This window comes from Streptomyces racemochromogenes (assembly GCF_044129415.1).
In the GTDB taxonomy this organism is placed as follows: domain Bacteria; phylum Actinomycetota; class Actinomycetes; order Streptomycetales; family Streptomycetaceae; genus Streptomyces; species Streptomyces racemochromogenes_A.
In genome coordinates, this window is record NZ_JBBDHD010000006.1 from 58,980 (window position 1) to 82,472 (window position 23,493).

Consider the following 23,493-nt stretch of genomic DNA (forward strand, 5'->3'; position numbering starts at 1 on the left):
GACCGGGCTGGATCCACCGCGTGGAAACGGTTTTTGGGCGAATCGATTCCGCACCCCTTGGGACGAAGAAGTGGCTCCACCCACAACTCCATACAGGCTCGACCAGCACGCTTTCGCACCACCTCCCTGACACCCACGTCCCTGCCGACGTGTTTAACCGACCGGAGGAAGCCGTGGCCGATGCGCCCAGGTTCCGCAAAGATGCAGTCGCAGTACCGGAGGAGAAGCACCCGGTCGACGAGACCCTGCCTCCGTTCAAGATGTTCACCAGCGGCCTCCAGCACGTGGCCGCCATGTACGCGGGTGTCGTCGCCCCGCCCATGATCGTCGGCCCCGCCGTCGGCCTCTCCGCCACCGAGACCGCCTTCCTGATGGGCGCGTCCCTCTTCACCGCAGGGCTCGCCACCCTCCTCCAGACCCTCGGGATCTGGAAGATCGGCGCCAAGCTCCCCTTCGTCAACGGCGTCTCCTTCGCCGGTGTCACCCCGATGATCGCCATCGGCAAGGGACAGGGGCAGGACGCCATCCCCGTCATCTTCGGCGCGATCATCGTCGCCGGACTGGTCGGCTTCCTCGCCGCCCCCTACTTCGGCCGGCTCGTCCGGTTCTTCCCGCCCGTGGTCACCGGCACCGTCATCACCCTGATCGGCGTCTCGCTGCTCCCCGTGGCCTTCAACTGGTCGCAGGGCGGCAACCGCACCGCCACGGACTACGGCTCCATGAAGAACATCGGCATGGCCGCCCTCACCCTGGTGATCGTCCTGGCGCTGCGCAAGTTCCTGCGCGGGTTCCTCCAGCAGATCTCCATCCTGCTCGGCCTGGTCGCGGGCACCCTCGTCGCGATACCGCTGGGCATGGCGAACTTCGACGCCGTCCGGAACGCGGACCTCGTCGGCTTCCCGACCCCCTTCCACTTCGGCGCCCCCCAGTTCCAGGTCGCGGCGATCCTCTCGATGTGCATCGTGATGCTGGTCTGCATGACCGAGTCCACCGCCGACATCCTGGCCCTGGGCAAGATCGTGGGCCGCCCGGCGGACGCCCGGACCATCGAGGGCGGCCTGCGCGCCGACACCCTCGGCAGCGCGCTCAGCCCCCTGTTCAACGGGTTCATGTGCAGCGCCTTCGCGCAGAACATCGGACTCGTCGCCATGACCAAGGTCCGCAGCCGCTTCGTCGTCGCCGCGGGCGGCGGCATCCTGATCCTGCTGGGCCTGTGTCCGGTGGCCGCCTCCGTCATCGGGGTCGTCCCGCTGCCCGTCCTCGGCGGCGCCGGCATCGTGCTCTTCGGCTCGGTGGCCGCCAGCGGCATCCAGACCCTGGCGGGCGCGGCCATGGAGAAGGGCGAGAACGCCCTGATCGTCGCCGCCTCGGTGGGCATCGGCCTGATCCCGATCGCCGCGCCGAACTTCTACCACGCCTTCCCGAAGGACCTCCTCGTCGTCCTCGACTCCGGCATCAGCACCGGCTGCGTGGTCGCGATCCTGCTCAACCTGGCCTTCAACCACCTCGGAGCCCGCAGGGCCGCGGCGGAACCCGCCCCGGAACCGGCCTTCGTGCACTGAGGGTCCGCAGCGCCCACCCCGCCCCCGGCGCCGGGTCCGTCCAGATGTCCGGCGGCACCGTCCGTACCCGCCTCCCCCACTGGTCCAGCTCCTGCGCCTCCGACTTGCGGACGTGCAGGGCCACCGCGGTATCGGTGATCCGCAGCCCCGGCAACCGCCGGGACAGGTCGGCCGTGTAGCGCGCCAGCCCCTCGATGGTGCGCAGCCGGGCGCTGATCATGAAGTTCCAGGTGCCGCTCACCGACATGCAGGTCCGCGTCTCGCGCAGCCCGGCGGCGACCGCCGCGCAGTCGGTCACCTCGTGCTCGGGCACCTCCGCCCACAGGGTCGCCGACACCGGCCAGCCGGACAGTCCGGAGGCCATCGCACAGCTGTAGCGCAGGCTCTGCCCCGCCTCCAGCCGGCCCAGCCGGCGCCGTACCGTCGATTCGCTCATCCCCGACTCCCGCGCCAGCGAGGCCACGCTGCGCCGCCCGTCCGCGGCCAGCGCCATCATCAGCGGACGGTCTTCCTCCGGGACCGGGGCGACCGCCGGGGCCGCCGGGCCGGGCGGCCCCGGGGCACGCCGCGTCCGCCCGGTCAGCAGGGCGGCCTGAGCCGGCGACAGGTGGTCCATCCGCCAGCGGTCGGGGGCGGAGTGGACGGCCGTGACCATCGAGGACCGGGTGCCGGTCACCCCGGGGATCCGCTGGACCCGGAACGAGAGGTAGCGGAACAGCATGTGCAGGTCCGGCACGGCCACGAAGGCCAGCAGGTCGCGCCCGCCCGTGGTGTGCTCCACCCCCAGCGTGTGGGGGTCCCCCGTCAGGGCCGTGCCCACCGCCGGCGAGGTGCCCGCCGCGCACATCACCTCCACCCAGGCCATACAGGGCGCGTGGTTCCCCGTCCGCAGCCCCAGTCCCGAGACCCATGCCTCCCCGGCGGACGTCATGCGCTCCCAGCGGCGCGCCAGGGTCTCCGGGCGCGCCCCGAGCACCGGGGCCAGCCGCTCCCAGCTGGCGCGGGGCGCGAGCTGGAGCGCGTGCACGAGCGCGCGGTCGGTGTCGTCAATGGTGGAAATGGCCGAGTTCATACTTACCCCTGGCGGTTTTCCCGGCCCCGGGCCGGTTAACCGGACTTTCGACTGATCATCTCTCTTCGTACGCCGAACCGCCGCATCGGACGGTCGGGCCGGACGGGACGGACGTGTGCAGCCCCAGGAGAGCAGTGGGAGGACCTATGGGGGAGGCCGGCTCAAGCGTGCTTCAAGCGGTGCCCGCCGAGCTTTCCAGCCTCGTCGGGCGGGCCGATGAAGTGGCGCGCGCACGGACCCTGTTGGCGACAGAACGCCTGGTCACGCTCACGGGCCCGGCCGGTGTGGGCAAGACCAGGGTCGCCGTGCGCACCGCCCGCGAGCTCTGCGGGGGGAGCGGCGCCGACATCGTCTGGGCCGACCTGTCCCGGCAGCCGTCCGCGCGCGCGGACGCCTTGGCGGCGGCGCTGTGCGCGCGCCTCGCCGGGCGCGAGGCGCTCCTGGTCCTGGACGGCTGTGAGCAGCTCGGCGACCGGGCCGGGGAGCTCGTCGGTGAGCTGCTCGCACGCTGTGCCGGGGTACGGATTCTGGCCACATCGCAGCGGATCCTCGGGGTGGACGGGGAGGCACTGCTCGCCGTCGGCCCGCTGTCCCTGCCCCCCGCGGCGCACGACCCCGCCGCACCCCGGCCGCCCGCCGAAGTGGCCCGCTCCGCCGCCGTACGGCTCTACGCGGAGCGGGCGCGCGGGGCCGACCCCCGCTTCGAGCTCACCGAGCACAACGCCGGGGCCGTGGCCGCCCTGTGCCGCGCCCTCGACGGGATCCCCGGCGTACTGGAGCTCGCGGCCGCACGGGCCCGCCTCCACGGGCCCGCCGAATCGCTGCGCCGGCTGACCGCCGACCCGCTGGACTTCCTCACCGGCGGCGCGGGCCGGGCCGGCGGGGCCGACGCGCTGCGCCAGTGCCGGCTGGCCCCGGCCGGGGAGCGGCTGCTGTGGGAGCGGCTCTCGGTCTTCGCGGGCTCCTTCGACGAGGCCGCGGTCGCGGAGGTGTGCGGGTTCGGAGAGCTCGGCCCGCGCGCCGCCGTCGAGGCCCTGCGCCGCCTGGCCCCCGCCCTGCTCGTGGAGCCCGGGCACGCCGGCCGCTACCGGCTGCCGCTGGCCGTACGGGCCTTCGCGGCCAGGCGGCTGGCCCGCGATCCGCACGGCGACGCGGCCACCGCGGCCCGCCGCCACCACGAGCGGTGCCGCGTCACCGCCGAACGGGCCGCCCAGCTGTGGCGGTCGGGCGCGCAGCTCCAGGCGCGCGCACTCGCCCTGCGGGAGCTGCCCGAGCTGAGGCCGGCGATGGACCCGGCCTCGCCGGCCGGCCCGGCCGGCGCGCTGGAGATCGCCGTGTCGCTGTGGTTCCTCTGGTCCGCCTGCGGGCTCGTGGAGGAGGGGCGCGGCCATCTGGAGCGGGCCCTGGCGGCGCACCCGGAGCCCCGTCCGGCCCGGCCGCTGTGGCTGGCGGCCTGGCTGGTGGCGAGCTTCGGCCAGGCGGAGGCGGCCGATCCGCTGCTGGTCGAGGCCTGGACGGCGGCCGTGCAGGAGGGGGAGGACGCCGTCCTGGCCTACCTCGCGCACGTCCGGGGCACCGTCGCCCTGTGGCGGGACCGGCCCGCCGAGGCCGCCGAGGAGTTCCGCGAGGGACTCGAACTGCTGCCGGAGGAGCCCGAGTTCGGCCCCGGCCGGCAGGCGCTGGAGGCCGCCCTGGCGATGGCCCTCGCCCACACCGACCCGGGGGCCGCCCCGTTCGCCGCCGATGCCTGCGACGGTTCCGACCTGTGGGCCCGTTCCTGGGCCGGATACGCGCAGGCCCTGCTCCAGCGCCGCGAAGGCCGCCCGGCGCTGGCCCGCACCTGGCTGCTGCGCTCCCTGGAGACCCAGTTCGCCCTGGGGGACCGGCTGGGCCAGGCCCTGTCGGCGGAGCTGCTGGCCCAGATGGAGGCCGACCTGGGCCGCTACGAGCTCGCCGCGCGGCTGCTCGGCGCGGTCTCGGGACACCGCCCGGCCTCCGCCTGCGCCCCGCGCGCCGAACGCGTCCTGCGGCTGCGCCTGTCCCCGGAGGCCCTGCGCACGGCCTACGCGGAGGGCACCCGGACCCCGCTGCGGAACCTCCTCCCGGACCTGTGACCCGGTCCGGTCCGGGGCCGCGGCGGCCCCGGACCGCGGGCCCGGCGCGGTCCGCACCGCCGTGCCGCCGGTGGTTGTGAGGCCGTGGGAGCGCCCCGGGGCACGGGGTGCCAGGGTGCCCGGAGTTGCCCGCCCGATCCGGCGTACGGCGTAAAGGACGCGGAAAGACATCGCTTGAGCGACGGCTCGCCCCACCCCTCTGCTCGCCCCCACCCCTCTGACCGGACAGGTGGTACAGCGATGGCCGAAACCCCGCAGCTGTGGATGCGCAGCGAGACCCGACCCACCGAGCGGCGCGCGCCGCTGACCCCCGACGACGCCGGGTTCCTCGTCCGGCAGGGCGTACGGATCACCGTGGAGGAGTCCGGCCACCGGGTCTTCCCGCTCGACGCGTACGCCGCGGCCGGCTGCCGCACCGCGCCCGCCGGGTCCTGGGCACAGGCCGCGCCCGGGTCGGCGTACGTCCTCGGACTCAAGGAGCTCCCGCCGGCGCCCGAGGCCCTGCACCACCGTCACGTCTACTTCGGCCACGCCTACAAGGGCCAGCCCCAGGCCCCCGGACTGCTGCGGCGGTTCGCCGCGGGCGGCGGGACCCTGCTCGACCTGGAGTACCTGGCCGACGCACAGGGCCGCCGGCTGGCCGCCTTCGGCTACTGGGCCGGCTACGCGGGCGCCGCCCTGGCCGCCCTGCACGCCCGGGGCCGGCTGACGGCGCCCCTGGTCCCGGCGCCCCGGCCGGAGCTGGACGCCCGGCTGCGCGACGCGCCGGCCGACGGGTTACGGGCCCTGGTGATCGGCGCGGGCGGGCGCAGCGGGCGCGGCGCCTGCGACGCCCTCACCACCGCCGGGATCGCCGTCACCCGCTGGGGGCGCGGGGCGACCCGCCGACTGGACCGGGCCGCGTTGCTGGACCACGACATCCTGGTCAACGCGGTGCTCACCACCCGGCCGGTGCCGCCCTTCCTGACCCCCGCCGACCTGGAGTCCGGGACCGGCCGGCTCTCGGTGATCGCCGACATCACCTGTGACACGGGATCAGAACTGCACCTGCTCCCGGTCTACGACCGCCTCACCGACTGGGCGGCCCCGGTCCGCCGGCTGCGCGGAGGCCGCCGGCCGGTCGACGTGATCGCCATCGACAACCTGCCCTCGCTGCTCCCGGCCGAGGCGGCCCGGGCCTTCTCCGCGGACCTGCTGCCCAAGCTCGTCGACCTGCACGCCCCGGCACCGGACCCGGACTGGCTGCGCTGCCGGAACGCCTTCACCCTGGCGATGGAGGCGCTCGCGGGCCCGGAGCGGGCGGCGTAGCGGGCCGGCCGGAGCAGCCCGGATTCCCGGATTCCCGGCGTCCCGGCGTCCCGAGTCCCGGAGTGCCGGATCAGCCTTCGTGCAGTACGGCGACGGCCCCGCGCGGTCGCGTCCCGTCGGGCAGCTCCCATCCGGCGGTGACGCGGCCGAGCGCGCCGGGGTCGGTCCGGCCGGCCTCCAGTACGCGCACCAGCTCCAGGCCGAGCCGCCGCCCGCCCGCCTCCACCACGAGACGGGTGCCCTCCGGCCCGTCCTCCACGGCCGCCACCGCCGCTCCGGCCGGGAGCGCGTCCTCGGCGGTCTCGGGGACGACGGTCGGGTCGGGGACGCCGCTGACGTTCTGGTCCTGCGGCTCGGCGGCACCGCGCAGGAGGGCGAGCAGGCGCTCGGTGAGCACCGGGTCGTGCGCCCCGTCGTAGATCCAGCGGGTGCCGAGCACCCCGTGCTCGGAGGTGCCGACGAGCCCCTCCGCGGCCCCCTCCAGCGGGGCGCCGCGGTAGGTGAGCGGAACGAGGTAGGCGACGGGCTCGCCGCCGGAGGCGTCGGTGACCACCATGAACTCGATGCCCACCTCGCCGTCCGGGTCGTCGATCCGGAACCCGCCGGCCCGGGCCAGGTCGGGTGCCGCGGACGCGCCGGCGTACCAGGGGCGGGTGGGGAGCCAGCCGGCGAGCAGCTCCAGCTTGCCGGGCTTCATGGTGGTGCGGTGGATGACGGCCATGTCCGGTCAACTTCCTTCGGCGGTACGGGTTTCCCCGAGGGGCGGGCTGTCCTGGCTTGATCATGACAGCCTGCCCCCCGGGTCCTCGCCGATTTACGGAGCGGACGTCAGGTACATCCCGCTCTGGTCGCCCCCGGCGGTGTTCTTGCAGCTGGTGGCCGAGTCCGCGGGCTGGGCCACGGCCAGGGCCAGGCAGCGGCCGACGGCCAGCTGGCCGAAGTGGTTCGGGTGCATCGACTCCTGGACGAGGCCCTGCGTCTCGTTGTTGTCGATCCACCGCGCCCACTCGCTGGTCTTCGCCGACGCGGGGACCGTCGAGGTGACCTGCTTGCTGGCCTTGGCGCAGACCTCGCGCCCCTGCATCATGTCGCGCAGGTCCAGGAACTGGGTGCCCTTGGCCGCCGCGACCTGCTTGAGGCGGTTCGCCAGCTGCGGCACCAGGGAGTCCCGGGCCCAGTCCGAGTCGCGGTTCCAGAAGGGGCAGCCGCCGCTGTTGAGCCGGCTCCAGTCGCTCTGGGTGTACCGGTTCTCGGCCCCGCGCGGGATCGGCGAGGGGTAGGACTGGAGCACGATGCGGTACGAGGAGTCCGTGTACCCGGCCCCGCGCATCACGGCCCGGATCTCGTCGACGGACTTCCCGACGTCGGCCATCACCCCGTCGATCTTCGCGTCCACGCTCGCCTGCTGGTCGTCGTAGCAGTACGAGTTCCAGAGGACGAAGTCGAGCGCGCACTCCTTGATGATGTCGGCGAAGCCCAGGTCGTTGCCGCCGACGGAGAGCGCGATGACCTTCACGTTGCGGCTCGCGGCGACGGCCGCCAGCTGGTCGGCCTGCGGTGCCTCGCCCTTGTAGGCGACGCCCCCGTTGGAGGCGCGGAAGACGTTCTCCGACGTCGCCCCGGAGCAGGCCAGGTTCACGGCCGTCTCGGCGACGGCGCCCGCGCTGAGCACCTCGGCCGAGTCCGAGCGGTCGCAGCCGCCGGCGGTGGAGCCGTATACCTTCGCGGGGTCGTAGGTGCTGCCGCTGACCCACGCCCGGTCGGTGCCGTTCCTGCTCCCGCTGTTGGTCAGGCTGTTGCCCTTCCAGCGTCCGGCCTCGCCGGAGATGTAGCTGTCGCCCATGGACACGACGGCGGTGGGGCCCGTCCCGGGCCCGGCGGCCGCCGGCCCGGCCCCGCCGACGAGCAGCGCGCCGGCGGCCAGCGGTACGACCATCCCGGCACCGGCCAGTCGCCGCACACGGCGTCGGGCGGCCCGGTCCTTGCCGGCCTTGCGGAATCCGATCACTGCGGAACTCCTGCGGTCGGCCACGCCGAAGTTGCCGACAACTTCGCTGCGTGGCTTGGAAAGTGGGGGTACCGCCGGCGCCGGTGGCATCGGAAAGGTGGCACGGGCCCACTTGTTACCGCTAGGTACAGTCGGATTACGATGACGTAACGCCCGACCGGTCGGTCGGGCGCGGGAAGGCTCCTCGGGGACGGCGCCGTGTGCGCCGGGGACCGGGGGCGGCAGGTGGCGTCGGGCACCCCGCTTCGCAGGCGCGCACGACGCGGAGCCCTCGGGGAACGGCCCCGGGGCGGGGTGTGGCTCCGCCCCCGGGCCCGGGGAGGGCGGCGGGGGCGGAGGGGGGTTCGGCTGCTGTGCGATTCAGCCGAAGCGGGGGTGTCAGCCGACCAGTTGGTCGTACGCGGGGAGGGTCAGGAAGTCCGCGTAGTCGGCGTCCAGGGAGACCTGGAGGAAGAGGTCGTGGGCCTGCTGCCACTTCCCGGCCGCGAAGGCCTCCTCGCCGGCCTCGGCGCGGATCGCGGCGAGCTCCTCGGCGGCGAAGGCGCGGGTCAGTTCGGCGGTGGCTCGCTCGCCGTTCTCGAAGACGACTCCGGCGTTGATCCACTGCCAGATCTGGGAGCGCGAGATCTCGGCGGTGGCGGCGTCCTCCATCAGGCCGAAGATGCCGACGGCGCCCAGGCCGCGGAGCCAGGCCTCGATGTAGCGGATGCCGACCTGGACGGCGTTGCGCAGGCCCTCGTAGGTGGGCTTGGCGTCCAGGGAGTCGATCGCGATCAGGTCGCCCGGGGCGACGGCGACGTCCTCGCGGAGGCGGTCCTTCTGGTTGGGCTTCTCGCCGAGGACGGCGTCGAAGGAGGCCATCGCGATCGGGACCAGGTCGGGGTGGGCGACCCAGGAGCCGTCGAAGCCGTCGGCCGCCTCGCGGTCCTTGTCGGCGCGGACCTTCTCGAACGCGATCCGGTTGGCCTCGGCGTCCTTGCGGGACGGGATGAAGGCCGCCATGCCGCCGATGGCGTGCGCGCCGCGCTTGTGGCAGGTGCGCACGAGCAGTTCGGTGTAGGCGCGCATGAAGGGTGCCGTCATGGTCACCGCGTTGCGGTCCGGCAGGACGAACTTCTCGCCGCCGTCGCGGAAGTTCTTCACGATGGAGAAGAGGTAGTCCCAGCGGCCGGCGTTGAGGCCCGCCGCGTGGTCCTTGAGCTCGAAGAGGATCTCCTCCATCTCGTAGGCCGCGGTGATGGTCTCGATCAGGACCGTCGCGCGCACGGTGCCCTGAGGGATGCCGACGTAGTCCTGGGCGAAGACGAAGATGTCGTTCCAGAGGCGGGCCTCCAGGTGCGACTCCGTCTTCGGGAGGTAGAAGTACGGGCCCTTGCCGAGGTCGATCAGGCGCTGGGCGTTGTGGAAGAAGTAGAGGCCGAAGTCCACGAGGGAGCCGGAGGCCGGGCCGCCCTCGAAGCTGAGGTGGCGCTCGTCCAGGTGCCAGCCGCGCGGGCGCATGACGACCGTGGCGAGCTGGTCGTTGGGCTTGAGGGCGTACGCCTTGCCGGTGCGCGGGTCCGTGAAGTCGATGCGGCGCTCGTAGGCGTCGATGAGGTTGAGCTGGCCGAGGACCACGTTCTCCCAGGTGGGAGCCGAGGCGTCCTCGAAGTCGGCGAGCCAGACCTTGGCGCCCGAGTTCAGGGCGTTGATGGTCATCTTGCGGTCGGTGGGACCGGTGATCTCCACGCGGCGGTCGTTCAGGGCGGCCGGGGCCGGCGCGACCTTCCAGTCGCCCTCGCGGACCTGTGCGGTGTCCGGGAGGAAGTCGAGCGTGGAGGTGCGGGCGATCTCGGCGCGCCGCTCGCCGCGTCGGGCGAGGAGCTCGGCGCGGCGGGGGGCGAACCGCCGGTGGAGCTCGGCCACGAAGGCGAGGGCCGCATCGGTGAGGACTTCGTCCTGCCGGGGCAGGGGCTCGGCGTCGACGATGGCCAGCGGGGACGGCGCTGGTGCGGACATATCTGTCACTCCTTCAGCGGCGGTGCCTGGCGGCCGCGGGGGAATGCTCGCGCGAGACGGCACGCAGTGCCGTCGGGTGTGGAGAGTTCCGGGTAACGGTCGCGGGCGCCGTCTGGGGGTTCAGGGCGCTTCTGACCAGTGGATAGTAATTTCCTCATGGTGGAAGTTCAATGGTTTGTTGATGTCGAGATTCTCTGAGTCGACAGATTCCACTTCCCTGTGGCCCTCAGTGCCATCCCGGTCACAGCCCGCTCAGGCCGTACTCCGGCCCGGCTCAGGCGAGACGTGCCAGGTCGGGCGGGGTGTCGATGTCGAAGGCGGCCGCGACGTCCCCGCACTCCACCAGCATGACCTCGTCGGCGTGGTTCTTCAGGTGGATCCGCGCGCCCCGGTCCCCGGTCGCGGTCGCTGTGATGTCGGCCCAGCGGTCCGCCCCGAACAGCACCGGGTGCCCGCGCTCCCCGTCGTACGCGGCCGCCGCCAGGCTGGCGGGGGACCGGTACGCCGCCCGCACCCGGGCCACCGCCTCCGGTCCGATGCCCGGCTGGTCCACCAGGGACACCAGCGCCGCGCCGGCCCCCGTACCGGCCAGCGAGGCCAGGCCCACCCGCAGGGAGGAACCCATCCCCTCGGGCCAGTCCGGGTTGTCCACGACCACGCACCCCGCCAGGTCGGCACGCTCACGGACCTCCGCCGCCGAGGCGCCGAGCACCACGTGCACCGGGTCGCAGCCCGCCTCGCGCAGCACGCGCACGGCGTTCTCCACCAGCGGACGGCCGCGGTAGGGGAGCAGGGCCTTGGGCCGCCCGCCGAGCCGGCGGCCGCCGCCCGCGGCCAGGAGCAGGCCCGCGATCACCGGCGGTCCGGCGTCGGTCACCGGGAGGACGGAAGGGGAGGGGTGTTCGGCTGCTGATGACATGGCAGCGATTCTCGCGCCTTCCCCCGTACGGGTGAGCGCCGCGCGAGCAGGCGCCGTACGGAGGCCACCGCGGCCCCGAGCCGCAGCGGCTCGGAGATCCGGTTCTCGGAGGTCGCCAGCAGGGCCCGCTCGTCACGGTCGGTGAACCAGTCGTTCGGCATTCCGTACTCTCCTTGCCAAGGGGGGCCAATACCGCGAGTCTGGACCCGGGATTGGCCTGGTCGGCAGAGCCAATCGGGGGAGGTTGGCATGGCGAACGGGCGAGGCGTCCACAGAGTGGTCCATACGGCGGACCGGACGGTCGGCAGCCGGCAGCTCGCGGCGATGCTCCCGGCCGAGGTGCTGGCCCGCCCCGGCTACCGCTCCCTCGCCGACGCCCTGCGCACCCTGATCCTCGACGGCCGGATCGCCCTGCACGTGCGGCTGCCCGCCGAGCGCGAGCTCGCCGAGGCCGTCGGGGCCAGCCGCGCCACCGTCACCGGCGCCTACGACCTGCTCCGGGGGAGCGGCTACCTCCGCAGCCGCCGCGGCTCCGGCACCTGGACCGAGCTCCCCGAAGGGCACGGCCCGGTCGGCGCCCACCTGCTGGTCGGCGGCGTCGGGGGCCGGGCCGACGGGGAACCCGGCATCGACCTCGCCATCGCCGCCATGGGCGCCCCCGCCGACAGCCTCGCGGACGCCCTGGCCTGGGCCGTGCCCCGCCTGCCCGCCCTCGCCCGCAGCCCCGGCTACCACCCCTTCGGGCTGCCCGACCTGCGGGCCGCCGTCGCGGACCGCTTCACCCGGCGCGGCCTGCCCACCCGGCCCGAGCAGATCCTGATCACCGCCGGGGCCCAGCAGGCCTTCGCGCTGGTCGTCAGCCTGCTCTGCCGGCCCGGCGACCGGGTCGTCACCGAGAGCCCCACCTACGCCAACGCCCTCGACGCCCTGCGCCACGCCCGGCTGCGCACCGGCTCGGTCCCCGTCTCCGACGCGGGCTGGGACATGGAAACCGCCGAGTCCACGCTCCACCAGACCGTGCCCCGGCTGGCGTACACCGTTCCCGACTTCCACAACCCGACCGGCGCCCTCATGCCCGAGGAGCACCGGCTGCGGCTGCTGGCGGCGACCCGGGCCACCGGGACCTGGCTGGTCGTCGACGAGACCATCGCCGACATCGCCCTGGACGTGCCCGCCCCCGCCCCGCTCGCCTCCCTCGCCCCGCGCTCCGCCGCCGACCACGTGATCACCATCGGCTCGCTGAGCAAGACCCACTGGGGCGGGCTGCGGGTGGGCTGGATCCGGGCCACCGCGAAGCTGGTCAACGAGCTGACGGCCGTACGGGTCTCGGCCGACATGACCGGCTCCGTCCTCGACCAGGTGGTGGCCCTCCCGCTGCTGGACGGCATGGACCGGACCCTGCCCCGGCGCCTCGCGGAGCTGCGGATCCGGCGGGCGGCCCTGGTGGGCTCGCTGGAGCGGCACACCCCGGAGTGGTCCTGGCGGCTGCCGCCGGGCGGCCTCTCGCTCTGGGTGGACCTGGGCGAGCCGGTCAGCTCCGCCCTGGCCGAACGGGCGGCCGCCGCCGGGGTGCACATCGGCCGGGGCGCCCGCTTCGGCGTCGACCCCGGCACCTTCGAGCACCGGCTGCGCATCCCCTACACCCTGCCGCCCGACCGCCTCGACGAGGGCGTACGCCTCCTCGCGGCGGCCTTCCACGACGGCGTGCCGCTGGCCCCCGGGGTGGACCGGCCCTACTGGGTCGCCTGAGCGGGGGCCGGTACGGGCGGCCGGCTCAGCTGTGCCGCAGCTCGCTCCAGGTCGCCGCGTCGACCACACCCGTCTCGGGCAGGCCCCGGCGGCCCTGGAAGAACCGGGTCGCGGACTCCGCGTCCGGCCCGAACACGTCCCTCGGCTCTTCCTCGGTCGCCTGCAACCCGGTCCAGAAGGTCAGCAGGCAGCGGGCCTCCATCACGGTCCGGCCCTTGGCACCGAGGGTGACCGGCGGGGGCGGGGTCCGGTTGTCGTAGCCGCAGCTCAGGCCGGTGAGGTCGGGCTCGGCGGGAGCGGCGGCCGCGGAGGCCGCGGCGGCGGAGCCGAGCAGGAGGGAGACGGTCAGCGCGGCCGAGGCCGCGGCGCGTGCCGGTAACAGGTTCATGGTCCGGACCTTAATGATCATCAAGGCCGGGCGGAAGCGATATTCAGGGCGTCCGGATCAGCCGACGCGTGGCGGCCGCCGCCACCGCCGCCGTACGGGAGTCCACGCCGAGCTTGGCGTACACGTGCACCAGGTGGGACTTGACCGTGGCCTGGCTGAGGAACAACCGCTTGGAGATCTGCTGGTTCGACAGACCGTCCGCGACCAGCTGGAGCACCTCCAGCTCCCGTTTCGTCAGCGCCTCCGCCGGGGTCCGCATCCGGTCCATCAGCCGCAGCGCCACCGCCGGGGCCAGCGCCGACTGGCCGGCCGCGGCCGTACGCACCGCCGCCGCCAGCTCCTCCGGCGGGGCGTCCTTGAGCAGGTAGCCCGAAGCGCCCGCCTCCACCGCCGCGAGGATGTCCGCGTCCGTGTCGTACGTGGTCAGGACCAGCACCCGGGGGCCGCCCGGACGGGCCGTGATCGCCGCCGTGGCCGCCGAACCGTGCATCCCCGCGCCGAACTGGAGGTCCATCAGCACCACGTCCACCGGCTGGGACGCCGCCAGCTCCACGGCCCGCTCGGCCGTCGCCGCCTCGGCGACCACGGCGAAGTCCGGTTCGGTGTCCAGCACCGCGCGCAGCCCGGCCCGGACCACCGGGTGGTCGTCGGCGAGGAGCAGCCGGATGGTCATCGTCAGGCCTCCAGGGGCAGGGGCAGGGTGACGGCCACGGCGGTGCCCTGGCCCGCGTCGGACTCCACGGTGAACAGCCCGCCCAGCGACTCGGCCCGCGCCCGCATGGCGGGCAGGCCGAACCCGCCCTCGCCGGAGGGCGCGGAGGCGGGGTCGAAGCCGCGGCCGTCGTCGACGACGTCCAGCGTGACCGAGCTGTCCATGAAGGTCAGGGTGATCTCCGCCCGGTCCGCCCGGGCGTGCCGCACCACGTTGGCCAGGGCCGACTGTGCGATCCGCAGCAGGGCCACCTCGTACGGGGTGGGCAGTTCGCGCGGGGTGCCGCTGACGGAGAAGCGGACGCGCGGCCCCGGCGCTCCCGAGCACAGCCGCTCCAGCGCCGCCGCCAGCGAGCCGTGCTCCAGGTCCGGGGGAGTGAGGGCCCGGACGAACCGGCGTGCCTCGGCCAGGTTCTCCTGGGCGGCCTCCCGCGCCCGGGCGATGTGCGCCAGCGCCGCCGCGGCGGGAGCCGGGGCCCCAGCCGCGCCCGCCGTGCCGGCCGCGCCCGGCGGGTCCTCCGACAGGGCGCGTTCGGCGGCCCGGAGCAGCAGCTGGATCGAGGACAGGCCCTGGGCCAGGGTGTCGTGGATCTCGCGGGCCAGGCGCTCCCGCTCCGCGAGGATGCCCGCGCCCCGCTCGGCCGCCGCCAGCTCGGCACGGGTGGCGATCAGTTCCTCGATCAGCTCCCGGCGCCGCTCGCTCTCCCGGTACAGCGCCTGGTAGCCCAGTACGGTCGCCACCGCCACCGCCCCGCCCAGCAGCGGCCCGAGGAAGGCCCCGGGGGTGACCGCCCCGCTGTGCCCCAGGAAGCCGCCGATCGCCGCGCAGGCCGTCACCGCCACCGCCGCCAGTGCCCAGCGCAGCCGCAGCAGGTGCAGCTCCAGGAAGTACAGCGGGAAGGCCAGCCACAGCCCGTCGGGGGACAGTACGAGCAGCGCGGCCCACACCGCGCCCAGCCCCGCCAGCCACACCCCGGCCGCGCGCGGCGACCGCCCGACCGCGGGGGCCCGTACGCCGGCCGCGTAGCCGGCGGCCAGCAGGGCGCAGAGGGCGACGGCCGCCCCGGCGCGGGGCGCGGAGTCGGCGACGGCCCGCCCGGCGGCCAGCGCGAGCAGCCCGGCGAACAGGGCGTGCAGGCACAGCCGCAGGACGCGGGTGACGGGGGTCAGGGCGCGGGAGGGGGCGGCGTTGGCGGAGGCGGTGGCGGAGGACATCGTCCGACCAGCGTAAACGGACCCCGGACGGGCCCGGTCAATCAAAAGTTTGATGTCGGAATGCCTCCTTCGATACCAGGATCGCTCCCGTGGCGCGATGCCCGGCGCCCGGGCGGAAGACCAAGGTGGGGGACATGTTCGTCGCATGGAGAGATCTACGGTTCGCCCGTGGCCGCTTCGCCCTCATGGGCTCGGTCGTCCTGCTGATCACGCTGTTGGTCGGCCTGCTGTCCGGGCTCACGTCCGGCCTGGCCCGGGAGAACATCTCGGCCGTCACCGGCCTGCCCGCCTCCCGGCTCGCCTTCGCCGTCCCGCCGGGGGACCAGAAGGTGTCCTTCACCAACTCCCAACTCCCCGAGAGCGCCTGGCGCACCTGGCGCGGGCGCCCCGGCGTCACGGCCGCGGACCCGCTCGGCATCCGCACCACCAACGCCGCCGCCGGCGAGCGCACCGCCGCCGTCTCCGTCTTCGGCGTCGAGCCGGGCGGCCGCCTCGCCCCCGCCGGGACGGGCCTGGGCCCGGGCAGGGTCGTCCTGACCGAGAAGGCCGCCAAGGAGCTCGGCGGGCTCACCGCCGGGGCCAGGCTCAAGGCCGGCCCGCTGGAGCTGACCGTCGCCGCCGTCTCGGGCACCGCCGCCTACAGCCACACCCCGGTGGTCTGGGCGGACCTGGCCGACTGGCAGCGCATCGGGGGCCCGGGCACCGCAACGGAGACCTCCGCCACCGTCCTCGTCCTCGACGGCTCGGGCGACGTGGACTGGGCCGCCGGCGACAAGGCGGCCGGCACCCGCAGCCAGACCGTGGACGAGGCGCTCGGCGCCATAGGGTCCTACCAGGCCGAGAACGGCTCGCTCCAGCTGATGCGCGGCTTCCTCTTCGCCATCTCCGCGCTGGTCATAGGGGCCTTCTTCACCGTGTGGACCATCCAGCGCAGTGGGGACGTCGCCGTGCTGAAGGCGCTCGGCGCCTCCACCCCCTACCTCCTGAAGGACGCCCTGGGCCAGGCCGTCGTGATGCTGGCGATCGGCACCGGGGCCGGCACCGCGCTCGCGTCCGGCATCGGGGCCCTGATCAGCGGCGGCGACGTGCCCTTCGTCCTCGACGCCGCCACCGTCCTGGCCCCTGCGGCGATCATGATCGTGCTCGGTGCGCTGGGCGCGGCCCTCTCCATCCGGCGGATCACCGCCGTCGACCCGCTGACCGCCCTCGGGAGCGCCCGATGACCCTCCTCGTCCACGACGTCACCCTCACCTACCCCGACGGCGACGGCCGGCTGACCGCCCTCGACGCGGTGGAGCTGGAGGTGCCCGCCGGCACCCTGACCGCGATCGTGGGGCCCTCGGGCTCCGGGAAGTCGAGCCTGCTGGCCGTGGCCGCGACCCTGGTCACCCCCGACTCCGGCCGGGTCCTGGTCGCGGGCCGGGACACCGCGCGGCTCGGCGCCGCCGAGAAGGCGGCCCTGCGGCGCGAGGAGATCGGCATCGTCTTCCAGCAGCCGAACCTGCTGGCCTCGCTGACCGCCGCCGAGCAGCTCCAGGTGATGGCGCACCTCTCCGGCCGCCCCGCCCGGCAGCTGCGCCGCCGGGCCCTGGAGCTGCTGGACGCGGTGGGTCTGGCCGACAAGGCCGACAAGCGCCCTCACCAGCTCTCGGGCGGGCAGCGCCAGCGGGTGAACATCGCCCGCGCGCTGATGAACGAGCCCTCCGTGCTGCTGGTCGACGAGCCCACCAGCGCCCTGGACCACGAGCGCGGCGCGGCGGTCCTCGACCTGCTGGTCACCCTCACCCGCGAGCGCTCCACCGCCACGGTGCTGGTCACCCACGACCACGCCCACCTGGACCGGATGGACCGCACGGCGACCATGACCGACGGCCGCCTCACCTCCGGGGCGCGGCCTGCCGAGCCCTCGGCCGCCTCCGCCCCGGCGGCCTGAGCCGGGCCCGCTCCCCGCGGGCCCGTACGCGCGAGAGCCCCGGCGCCCCCACAGGGGGAGGGCGCCGGGGCTCTCGTACGCGCGTACGGGCCTACGCGGGGGTCTGGCTCTGCAGGGCCACCGACAGCTCCGCGGCCACGCCCTGCAGGATCGGCACGAAGGACTCGGCGACCTCCTGCGTCACCCGGCCGGCCGGACCGGAGATGGAGATCGCGGCGGCGGTCGGCGAGTTCGGCACCGACACCGCCAGGCAGCGGACCCCTATCTCCTGCTCGTTGTCGTCGACCGCGTAGCCGGCCTTGCGGACCTGCTCCAGCGCCTCCAGGAAGCCCTCGGGCGTGGTGATGGTCTTCTCGGTGGCGGCCGGCATGCCGGTGCGCGCCAGCAGGGCCCGCACCTCCTCGGCCGGGGTGTGGGCGAGCAGTGCCTTGCCCACGCCGGTGGAGTGCGGCAGCACCCGGCGGCCGACCTCGGTGAACATGCGCATGGAGTGCTTGGACGGCACCTGGGCGACGTAGACGATCTCGTCCCCGTCGAGCAGGGCCATGTTGGCGGTCTCGCCGGTCTCCTCGACCAGACGGGCGAGGTAGGGACGCGCCCAGGTGCCCAGCAGCCGCGAGGCGGACTCGCCGAGCCGGATGAGGCGGGGGCCGAGGGAGTACCGTCGGTTGGGCTGCTGCCGGACGTAGCCGCAGGCGACGAGGGTGCGCATCAGGCGGTGGATGGTCGGCAGCGGAAGGCCGCTCGCGGTCGAGAGCTCGCTCAGGCCGACCTCGCCCCCGGCGTCGGCCATCCGTTCGAGCAGATCGAAGGCGCGCTCCAGGGACTGGACACCACCGCCGGCGGCGGTGGGCTTGGCGGAAGCGTCGGTGGTGCTGGCGCTGGACGTCGGCACGGCGCGGTCCTTTCGGTGCTGGCAGGCAAGGAAGCAGCCTACCGGTCGGTCGACCTCGGCCCTAGAGCCGGGCCTCGGCCGTCCCCGCCGGTCAGAGGCGGTTTGTCCTGGTGGCGGACGTCCTCGGGAAGTTACCTGCCCGGGTGCCGGTGGTGGTAGCTACATTCTGGATAGTGAAATCTTAATTCCATCTCGTGGAAACATCCAATCGCGGTGCGGGTGGGTCAGCGGTCCCTCCGGGGGCTCTTGACTGGCCCCGGATCGGGGTGAAGACTCCGTCAACAGAACGTTGAATTTCGCTCTGTGGAAGTAGATGGGGAGGTTCCGGTGGCCGACGTGGCTGTGGAACTGGTACTGCGCTCGACGCGCGTCATCACCCCCGAGGGGACGCGCGCCGCCTCGGTCGCCGTCTCCGGCGGGAAGATCGCGGCCGTGCTGGCGTACGAGGCCGAGGTACCGGCCGGAGCCCGGATCGAGGACTTCGGCGACGACGTCCTGCTCCCCGGCCTGGTGGACACCCACGTCCACGTCAACGACCCGGGCCGCACCGAGTGGGAGGGGTTCTGGACGGCGACCCGCGCGGCCGCCGCCGGCGGCATCACCACCCTCCTCGACATGCCCCTCAACTCCCTCCCGCCCACCACCACGGTCGAGAACCTCCGCGTCAAGCAGGAGGTCGCCCGGACCAAGGCGCACGTGGACGTGGGCTTCTGGGGCGGTGCCCTGCCGGACAACGTGAAGGACCTGCGCCCCCTGCACGACGCCGGCGTCTTCGGCTTCAAGTGCTTCCTGTCGCCCTCCGGCGTCGACGAGTTCCCGCTGCTGGACCAGGAGCAGCTGGCCACCTCCCTCGCCGAGATCACCGGCTTCGGCGGCCTGCTGATCGTGCACGCCGAGGACCCGCACCACCTGGAGTCCGCGCCCCAGAACCCGGGCCCCAAGTACGCCGACTTCCTCGCCTCCCGCCCCGAGGACGCCGAGAACACCGCCATCGAGAACCTGATCGCCCAGGCGAAGCGGCTGAACGCCCGCGTGCACGTCCTGCACCTGTCCTCCGCGTCCGCGCTGCCGCTGATCGCCGCGGCCAAGGCCGAGGGCGTACGGATCACGGTCGAGTCCTGCCCGCACTTCCTCACCCTCACCGCCGAGGAAGTCCCCGACGGCGCCACCGAGTTCAAGTGCTGCCCGCCCATCCGCGAGGCCGCGAACCAGGACGTGCTGTGGGACGCCCTCGCCGACGGCACCATCGACTGCATCGTCTCCGACCACTCGCCGTCCACCGCGGACCTGAAGACCGGTGACTTCGCCACCGCCTGGGGCGGCATCTCCTCCCTCCAGCTGGGCCTGCCGGCCATCTGGACCGAGGCCCGCAAGCGCGGCCGCACCCTCGAAGAGGTCGCGCGCTGGATGTCCACCGCCCCGGCCGCGCTGGCCGGACTCGCCGCCAAGGGCGCCATCGAGGCCGGCCGCGACGCCGACTTCGCCGTCCTGGCCCCCGAAGAGACCTTCACCGTGGACCCGGCACACCTCCACCACCGCAACCAGGTCACGGCGTACGCGGGCAAGACCCTGCACGGCGTCGTGAAGTCCACCTGGCTGCGCGGGCGGCGGATCGCCGACCACGGCACCCCGACCGAGCCCACGGGCCTCCTCCTTGAAAGGCAGAACTGACAGTGGCGATTCCTTCCTTCACCGGTAACGCGAACCCGTACGGGGGCGGCGACCCGTACGCGGACTACCGCACCGCGGAGTTCGAGTTCACCCAGTACGCCAACCTCGCCGCCCGCGAGCTGGGCGCCGGTGTGATCGCCGCCAACGACGAGTTCTTCGCCGAGCGCGAGAACCTGCTGATCGCCGAGGCCGCGCACTTCGACCCCGAGCACTTCGGCCACAAGGGCAAGGTCATGGACGGCTGGGAGACCCGCCGCCGCCGCGGCGTCTCCGCCGAGCAGCCCTGGCCGACCGCCGAGGACCACGACTACGCCCTGATCCGCCTCGGCGCCCCCGGCGTCATCCGCGGCATCGTTGTCGACACCGCCCACTTCCGCGGCAACATGCCGCAGGCCGTGTCCGTCCAGGCCGCCTCGGTCGAGGGCTCCCCGACCGCGGAGGAGCTGCTCTCCGGCGACGTCAAGTGGACGACCCTCGTCGAGCGCACCCCCGTCGGCGGCCACGCCGCCAACGGCTTCGCGGTCGACGTCGAGCAGCGCTTCACGCACCTGCGCCTCAACCAGCACCCGGACGGCGGCGTCGCCCGCCTGCGCGTGTACGGAGAGGTCCGCCCCGACCCGAAGTGGCTCTCCGTGCTGGGCACCTTCGACGTCGTTGCCCTGGAGAACGGCGGCTCCGTCGAGGACGCCTCCAACCGCTTCTACTCCCCGCCGACCAACACCATCAACCCGGGACGCTCCCGCAAGATGGACGACGGCTGGGAGACCGCCCGCCGCCGTGACAACGGCAACGACTGGATCCGCTACCGGCTCGTCGCCGAGTCCGAGATCCGCGCCGTCGAGATCGACACCGCGTACCTCAAGGGCAACTCCGCCGGCTGGGCCTCGCTGTCGATCAAGACGGGCGAGGACGGCGAGTGGACGGAGTTCCTGCCGCGCACCCGCCTGCAGCCCGACACCAACCACCGCTTCGTGCTCGACGCCCCGGCGGTCGGCACCCACGTACGGATCGACATCTTCCCGGACGGCGGCTTCTCCCGCCTGCGCCTGTTCGGTTCGCTGACGGAGGCCGGCGCCGCCGCGCACGCCGCCCGTCACCAGGAGCTGGGCGGCTGATCCGGGCCCGCTTCGACCCGCCCCGGGGGCCGACACCCCCGGGCCGGGAAGACGCCGATGGGGCGCACCGTGCAGGCGGTGCGCCCCATCGGCGTCCGGCTACGCCGCGTGGCCGCCGTCCACCGAGAACTCCGCCCCGGTGACGTACGCGGCGTCAGGCCCGGCGAGGAAGGAGACCATCGCGGCCACCTCCTGCGGGGTGCCGTAGCGGCCGAGCGCCGTCAGCGCCCGCTGGGGGTCCGCGTACGGGCCGTCGGCCGGGTTCATGTCGGTGTCCGTGGGCCCCGGGTGCACCAGGTTCGCGGTGATGCCGCGGCCGCCGAGCTCCCGGGCGAGGGCCTTCGTCAGTCCCGTCATGGCCGCCTTGCTCGTCGCGTACAGGGTGCCGCCCGGGCCGGGGACCCGCTGCACCATGCAGCTGCCGATGGTGACGATCCGTCCGCCCGGGCCCATGTGCCCGGCGGCCGCCTGCGCCGCCAGGAAGGCGCCCCGGACGTTGACGCCGAGGACCCGGTCCACGTCGGCCGCGCCGAGCGCGTCGATCGGGCCGAGCACGCCCACGCCGGCGTTGTTGACCAGCACGTCGAGCCGCCCGAATGCGCGTACGGTCTCCTCCACGGCCTCCCGCGGGCCCTCGGGGGCGCCCGCGTCGGCCCGTACCGCCAGGCCCCGCCGGCCGAGCGCCTCGATCCTGCCGACCACCTCGGCCGCGGCCCGGGCGCCGCTCACGTGGGTGAGCGCCACGTCGAAGCCGTCCTCCGCCAGCCGCAGTGCCGTGGCCGCCCCGATCCCCCGGCTGCCGCCCGTCACCAGAGCCACCGCGTTGCCGTTCATGCCGTTCCCTCCCGAACTGATTGGTTGCGGGTTCAATCAAATCCGGGCGGGGTCCGGTGCGCTGGCGGGAATCCGACCTCGCGTTCACGCGCGCCGCACCGACGAGTTCCGGGGCGCGCGGGAGTCTGAACGGGGACAGGACACGACACAAGGAGCGCCGACCCATGGGCAAGCTGACCCTCACCACCTTCCTCACCCTCGACGGGGTGATGCAGGCCCCGGGCGGGCGCGAGGAGGACGACAGCGGCGGGTTCGCCTACGGGGGCTGGCTCACCCCCTACGCCGACGCGGGCATGCAGGAGTTCATGGAGGAGGTCTTCGGCCGCGCCGGCGCCTTCCTGCTCGGCCGGCGGACGTACGAGATCTTCGCCGCGTACTGGCCGCACCACGACGACCCCGCCAACCCGATCGCGCACCGGCTGAACCGGCTGACGAAGTACGTCGCCTCCACCACCCTCAAGGAGCCCGCCTGGGGCCCGGCCGCCGTCCTGGACGGGGAACAGCTCCAGGCGGAGGTCGTCCGGGTCAAGGACGCCACCGAGGGCGAGCTCCAGGTGCACGGCAGCGGACGGCTCGCGCAGTGGCTGCTGGCCCGGGACCTGGTCGAGGAGCTCAACCTGCTCGTCTTCCCGCTCTTCCTCGGCGCGGGCCGGCGCCTGTTCCCGACCGGCGGCCTGCCCACGGCCTGCGAGCTGACCGCCTCGCGCACCACCGGGAGCGGGACCGCCATCCACACCTACCGTCCCACGGGCCGGGCCGTCTTCCGCGACTTCGAGGCCTGAGGCGGGCGGAGCACCGCACGGCCGTACCGGCGGGCCGATTGGCCGACAATCGCCTCTTCCGGATTTGATCACCGGGCCTACTGTGGCCCGCATGCCCGTCCCGCCCGCCACAGGCCGCGTCCTTCGGATCAGGCCGGCCCCGCGCCGGTCCGGAGGACGCGCCCTACAGGTCCGGGAGTTCCTCCAGCCGTACCGGGCGCCGCTCGCGGCGGGAGAGCTCGCAGGCCTCCGCGACCCGGAACGCGGCCAGCGCCTCCCGCCCGTCGCAGGGGTTGTCCCCCTCGCCGCGCACCAGCCGGACGAACGCCGCCAGCTCGGCCTCGTAGGCGGGGCCGAACCGCTCCAGGAAGCCGGTCCAGGGCTTGCTCGCCGGGGGCGGTCCGTGCGGCTCCGTCGAGGCGATCGGCGTACGGTCGTCGAGCCCGCAGGAGACCTGGTCCAGCTCTCCGGCGAGCTCCATCCGCACGTCGTACCCGGCGCCGTTGCAGCGCGTGCCGGTGCTGGTGACCAGGGTCCCGTCGTCCAGGGTGAGGACGGCCGCCGCCGTGTCGATGTCGCCGCTCTCGCGGAAGGCGGCCGGCCCGGCGTCCGAGCCCGTCGCGTACACCTCGGTGACCTCCCGCCCGGTCACCCAGCGCGCCATGTCGAAGTCGTGCACCAGGCAGTCCCGGTACAGGCCCCCGGAGGCGGCCAGGTAGGCGGCGGGCGGCGGGGCCTGGTCGGCGGTCATCGTGCGGACCGTGTGCAGCCGCCCCAGGGCACCCGACCGGACCAGCTCCCGCGCGGTGCGGTACCCGGCGTCGAAGCGGCGCATGAAGCCCACCTGGAGCAGCCCGCCGACGGCGGCCGCCTCGCGCAGCACCGCCAGGGTCCGCGCCAGGTCCGGGGCCAGCGGCTTCTCGCAGAACACCGGCAGACCGCCGCGCACCGCCCGGACCACGAGGTCGGCGTGCCCCTCGGTCGCGCAGGCCACCACCAGGGCGTCCACGCCCCAGGTGAAGACCTGGTCGACGGAGGGCGCGGCGGTGGCTCCGAGCCGGTCCGCGAGCCGCGCGGCCCGCCCCGGCTCGGCGTCGGCCAGCAGCAGCGAGCCGGCATCCGGGTGGCGGGCCAGGGCGGCCGCGTGGAAGGACCCGATCCGGCCCGTTCCGATGAGCCCGATGCGCATGCACTCAACGTGACCCCGTACGGGGGACCTGTCAATCCGCGCCCGCCCGCC

Annotated in this window: 21 protein-coding genes; 9 read left to right on the forward strand and 12 right to left on the reverse strand. The window is 74.3% G+C overall.

Going from position 1 to position 23,493, the window contains the following annotated elements:
* Positions 1-173: 173 nt before the first annotated feature.
* Positions 174-1,562 carry a nucleobase:cation symporter-2 family protein gene (locus WDV06_RS03995; RefSeq protein ID WP_395508191.1) on the forward strand — a complete coding sequence of 463 codons (1,389 nt, stop codon included), beginning with the start codon at positions 174-176 and terminating at the stop codon, positions 1,560-1,562.
* Here WDV06_RS03995 and WDV06_RS04000 read toward each other — a convergent pair.
* Entirely contained in the window at positions 1,498-2,634 is a 1,137-nt protein-coding gene (locus WDV06_RS04000) for an Lrp/AsnC family transcriptional regulator (protein WP_395508192.1), read from the reverse strand. The genes WDV06_RS03995 and WDV06_RS04000 overlap by 65 nt on opposite strands.
* A 242-nt stretch (positions 2,635-2,876) precedes the next feature.
* Here WDV06_RS04000 and WDV06_RS04005 point away from each other — a divergent pair, with 242 nt between their 5' ends.
* Positions 2,877-4,748, forward strand: coding sequence for an ATP-binding protein (locus WDV06_RS04005; protein WP_395508193.1), 1,872 nt, complete (start codon positions 2,877-2,879; stop codon positions 4,746-4,748).
* Between the two features lie 240 nt (positions 4,749-4,988).
* Positions 4,989-6,056: a Rossmann-fold NAD(P)-binding domain-containing protein gene (locus tag WDV06_RS04010; RefSeq protein WP_395508194.1), complete on the forward strand. Its 1,068-nt coding sequence runs from the start codon at positions 4,989-4,991 to the stop codon at positions 6,054-6,056.
* Between the two features lie 70 nt (positions 6,057-6,126).
* Here WDV06_RS04010 and WDV06_RS04015 read toward each other — a convergent pair whose 3' ends face one another.
* The 5 genes from WDV06_RS04015 to WDV06_RS04035 form a co-directional block, all read right to left on the reverse strand.
* On the reverse strand, positions 6,127-6,777 hold the full coding sequence (locus WDV06_RS04015) for a maltokinase N-terminal cap-like domain-containing protein (protein ID WP_395508195.1): 651 nt from the start codon (positions 6,775-6,777) through the stop codon (positions 6,127-6,129).
* Between the two features lie 93 nt (positions 6,778-6,870).
* Positions 6,871-8,064, reverse strand: a complete 1,194-nt coding sequence (locus WDV06_RS04020; RefSeq protein ID WP_395508196.1) for a GDSL-type esterase/lipase family protein — start codon at positions 8,062-8,064, stop codon at positions 6,871-6,873.
* A gap of 378 nt (positions 8,065-8,442) precedes the next feature.
* Positions 8,443-10,062 carry a malate synthase A gene (gene aceB / locus WDV06_RS04025; RefSeq protein WP_395508197.1) on the reverse strand — a complete coding sequence of 540 codons (1,620 nt, stop codon included), beginning with the start codon at positions 10,060-10,062 and terminating at the stop codon, positions 8,443-8,445.
* Positions 10,063-10,336: 274 nt separating this feature from the next.
* Positions 10,337-10,981, reverse strand: a complete 645-nt coding sequence (locus tag WDV06_RS04030; RefSeq protein WP_395508198.1) for a nucleotidyltransferase family protein — start codon at positions 10,979-10,981, stop codon at positions 10,337-10,339.
* A complete protein-coding gene (locus WDV06_RS04035; RefSeq protein WP_395508199.1) occupies positions 10,936-11,142 on the reverse strand; it encodes a hypothetical protein in 207 nt (68 codons plus the stop codon). Before WDV06_RS04035 ends, WDV06_RS04030 begins: the two co-directional genes overlap by 46 nt.
* An 88-nt stretch (positions 11,143-11,230) precedes the next feature.
* Here WDV06_RS04035 and yczR point away from each other — a divergent pair, with 88 nt between their 5' ends.
* Positions 11,231-12,730, forward strand: a complete 1,500-nt coding sequence (yczR, locus tag WDV06_RS04040) for a MocR-like transcription factor YczR (protein ID WP_395508200.1) — start codon at positions 11,231-11,233, stop codon at positions 12,728-12,730.
* 25 nt (positions 12,731-12,755) lie between these two features.
* Here yczR and WDV06_RS04045 read toward each other — a convergent pair whose 3' ends face one another.
* Genes WDV06_RS04045 through WDV06_RS04055 form a run of 3 tightly spaced genes read right to left on the reverse strand, consistent with a single transcriptional unit; the run spans position 12,756 to position 15,044 of the window.
* A complete protein-coding gene (locus tag WDV06_RS04045) occupies positions 12,756-13,118 on the reverse strand; it encodes a peptidoglycan-binding domain-containing protein (RefSeq protein ID WP_395508201.1) in 363 nt (120 codons plus the stop codon).
* A 43-nt stretch (positions 13,119-13,161) separates the two neighbouring features.
* A complete protein-coding gene (locus WDV06_RS04050; RefSeq protein WP_395508202.1) occupies positions 13,162-13,791 on the reverse strand; it encodes a response regulator in 630 nt (209 codons plus the stop codon).
* Positions 13,792-13,793: 2 nt separating this feature from the next.
* On the reverse strand, positions 13,794-15,044 hold the full coding sequence (locus WDV06_RS04055; RefSeq protein WP_395508203.1) for a sensor histidine kinase: 1,251 nt from the start codon (positions 15,042-15,044) through the stop codon (positions 13,794-13,796).
* Between the two features lie 134 nt (positions 15,045-15,178).
* Here WDV06_RS04055 and WDV06_RS04060 point away from each other — a divergent pair, with 134 nt between their 5' ends.
* Both WDV06_RS04060 and WDV06_RS04065 read left to right on the forward strand, forming a co-directional pair.
* Entirely contained in the window at positions 15,179-16,267 is a 1,089-nt protein-coding gene (locus tag WDV06_RS04060) for an ABC transporter permease (RefSeq protein WP_395508204.1), read from the forward strand.
* A complete protein-coding gene (locus WDV06_RS04065) occupies positions 16,264-16,977 on the forward strand; it encodes an ABC transporter ATP-binding protein (RefSeq protein WP_395508205.1) in 714 nt (237 codons plus the stop codon). The genes WDV06_RS04060 and WDV06_RS04065 overlap by 4 nt, the downstream gene beginning before the upstream one ends.
* Positions 16,978-17,068: 91 nt before the next feature.
* Here WDV06_RS04065 and WDV06_RS04070 read toward each other — a convergent pair whose 3' ends face one another.
* Complete coding sequence (locus tag WDV06_RS04070; protein WP_395508206.1) at positions 17,069-17,872, reverse strand: IclR family transcriptional regulator; 804 nt, start codon at positions 17,870-17,872, stop codon at positions 17,069-17,071.
* Between the two features lie 336 nt (positions 17,873-18,208).
* On the opposite strand from WDV06_RS04070, the gene allB reads away from it, so the two are divergent.
* Together allB and alc are read left to right on the forward strand one after the other, a co-directional pair.
* Positions 18,209-19,543, forward strand: coding sequence for an allantoinase AllB (gene allB, locus WDV06_RS04075; RefSeq protein ID WP_395508247.1), 1,335 nt, complete (start codon positions 18,209-18,211; stop codon positions 19,541-19,543).
* 2 nt (positions 19,544-19,545) lie between these two features.
* Positions 19,546-20,658: an allantoicase gene (gene alc, locus WDV06_RS04080; RefSeq protein WP_395508207.1), complete on the forward strand. Its 1,113-nt coding sequence runs from the start codon at positions 19,546-19,548 to the stop codon at positions 20,656-20,658.
* 99 nt (positions 20,659-20,757) lie between these two features.
* Here alc and WDV06_RS04085 read toward each other — a convergent pair whose 3' ends face one another.
* Complete coding sequence (locus WDV06_RS04085; RefSeq protein WP_395508208.1) at positions 20,758-21,492, reverse strand: SDR family oxidoreductase; 735 nt, start codon at positions 21,490-21,492, stop codon at positions 20,758-20,760.
* 164 nt (positions 21,493-21,656) lie between these two features.
* Here WDV06_RS04085 and WDV06_RS04090 point away from each other — a divergent pair, with 164 nt between their 5' ends.
* Entirely contained in the window at positions 21,657-22,274 is a 618-nt protein-coding gene (locus WDV06_RS04090; RefSeq protein ID WP_395508209.1) for a dihydrofolate reductase family protein, read from the forward strand.
* Between the two features lie 163 nt (positions 22,275-22,437).
* On the opposite strand, the gene WDV06_RS04095 is transcribed toward WDV06_RS04090, so the two are convergent.
* Complete coding sequence (locus tag WDV06_RS04095; RefSeq protein ID WP_395508210.1) at positions 22,438-23,442, reverse strand: Gfo/Idh/MocA family protein; 1,005 nt, start codon at positions 23,440-23,442, stop codon at positions 22,438-22,440.
* Between the last annotated feature and the right edge of the window lie 51 nt (positions 23,443-23,493).

Bases quoted from the DNA above. Each gene is read 5' to 3' on its own strand.
- WDV06_RS04000 (WP_395508192.1), bottom strand. From the start codon at position 2,634: ATGAACTCGGCCATTTCCACCATTGACGACACCGACCGCGCGCTCGTG.
- WDV06_RS04090 (WP_395508209.1), top strand. From the start codon at position 21,657: ATGGGCAAGCTGACCCTCACCACCTTCCTCACCCTCGACGGGGTGATG.
- yczR (WP_395508200.1), top strand. From the start codon at position 11,231: ATGGCGAACGGGCGAGGCGTCCACAGAGTGGTCCATACGGCGGACCGG.
- WDV06_RS04065 (WP_395508205.1), top strand. From the start codon at position 16,264: ATGACCCTCCTCGTCCACGACGTCACCCTCACCTACCCCGACGGCGAC.
- WDV06_RS04055 (WP_395508203.1), bottom strand. From the start codon at position 15,044: ATGTCCTCCGCCACCGCCTCCGCCAACGCCGCCCCCTCCCGCGCCCTG.
- aceB (WP_395508197.1), bottom strand. From the start codon at position 10,062: ATGTCCGCACCAGCGCCGTCCCCGCTGGCCATCGTCGACGCCGAGCCC.
- WDV06_RS04085 (WP_395508208.1), bottom strand. From the start codon at position 21,492: ATGAACGGCAACGCGGTGGCTCTGGTGACGGGCGGCAGCCGGGGGATC.
- WDV06_RS04095 (WP_395508210.1), bottom strand. From the start codon at position 23,442: ATGCGCATCGGGCTCATCGGAACGGGCCGGATCGGGTCCTTCCACGCG.
- WDV06_RS04030 (WP_395508198.1), bottom strand. From the start codon at position 10,981: ATGTCATCAGCAGCCGAACACCCCTCCCCTTCCGTCCTCCCGGTGACC.
- WDV06_RS04050 (WP_395508202.1), bottom strand. From the start codon at position 13,791: ATGACCATCCGGCTGCTCCTCGCCGACGACCACCCGGTGGTCCGGGCC.
- WDV06_RS04010 (WP_395508194.1), top strand. From the start codon at position 4,989: ATGGCCGAAACCCCGCAGCTGTGGATGCGCAGCGAGACCCGACCCACC.
- WDV06_RS04015 (WP_395508195.1), bottom strand. From the start codon at position 6,777: ATGGCCGTCATCCACCGCACCACCATGAAGCCCGGCAAGCTGGAGCTG.
- WDV06_RS04035 (WP_395508199.1), bottom strand. From the start codon at position 11,142: ATGCCGAACGACTGGTTCACCGACCGTGACGAGCGGGCCCTGCTGGCG.
- WDV06_RS04045 (WP_395508201.1), bottom strand. From the start codon at position 13,118: ATGAACCTGTTACCGGCACGCGCCGCGGCCTCGGCCGCGCTGACCGTC.
- WDV06_RS04060 (WP_395508204.1), top strand. From the start codon at position 15,179: ATGTTCGTCGCATGGAGAGATCTACGGTTCGCCCGTGGCCGCTTCGCC.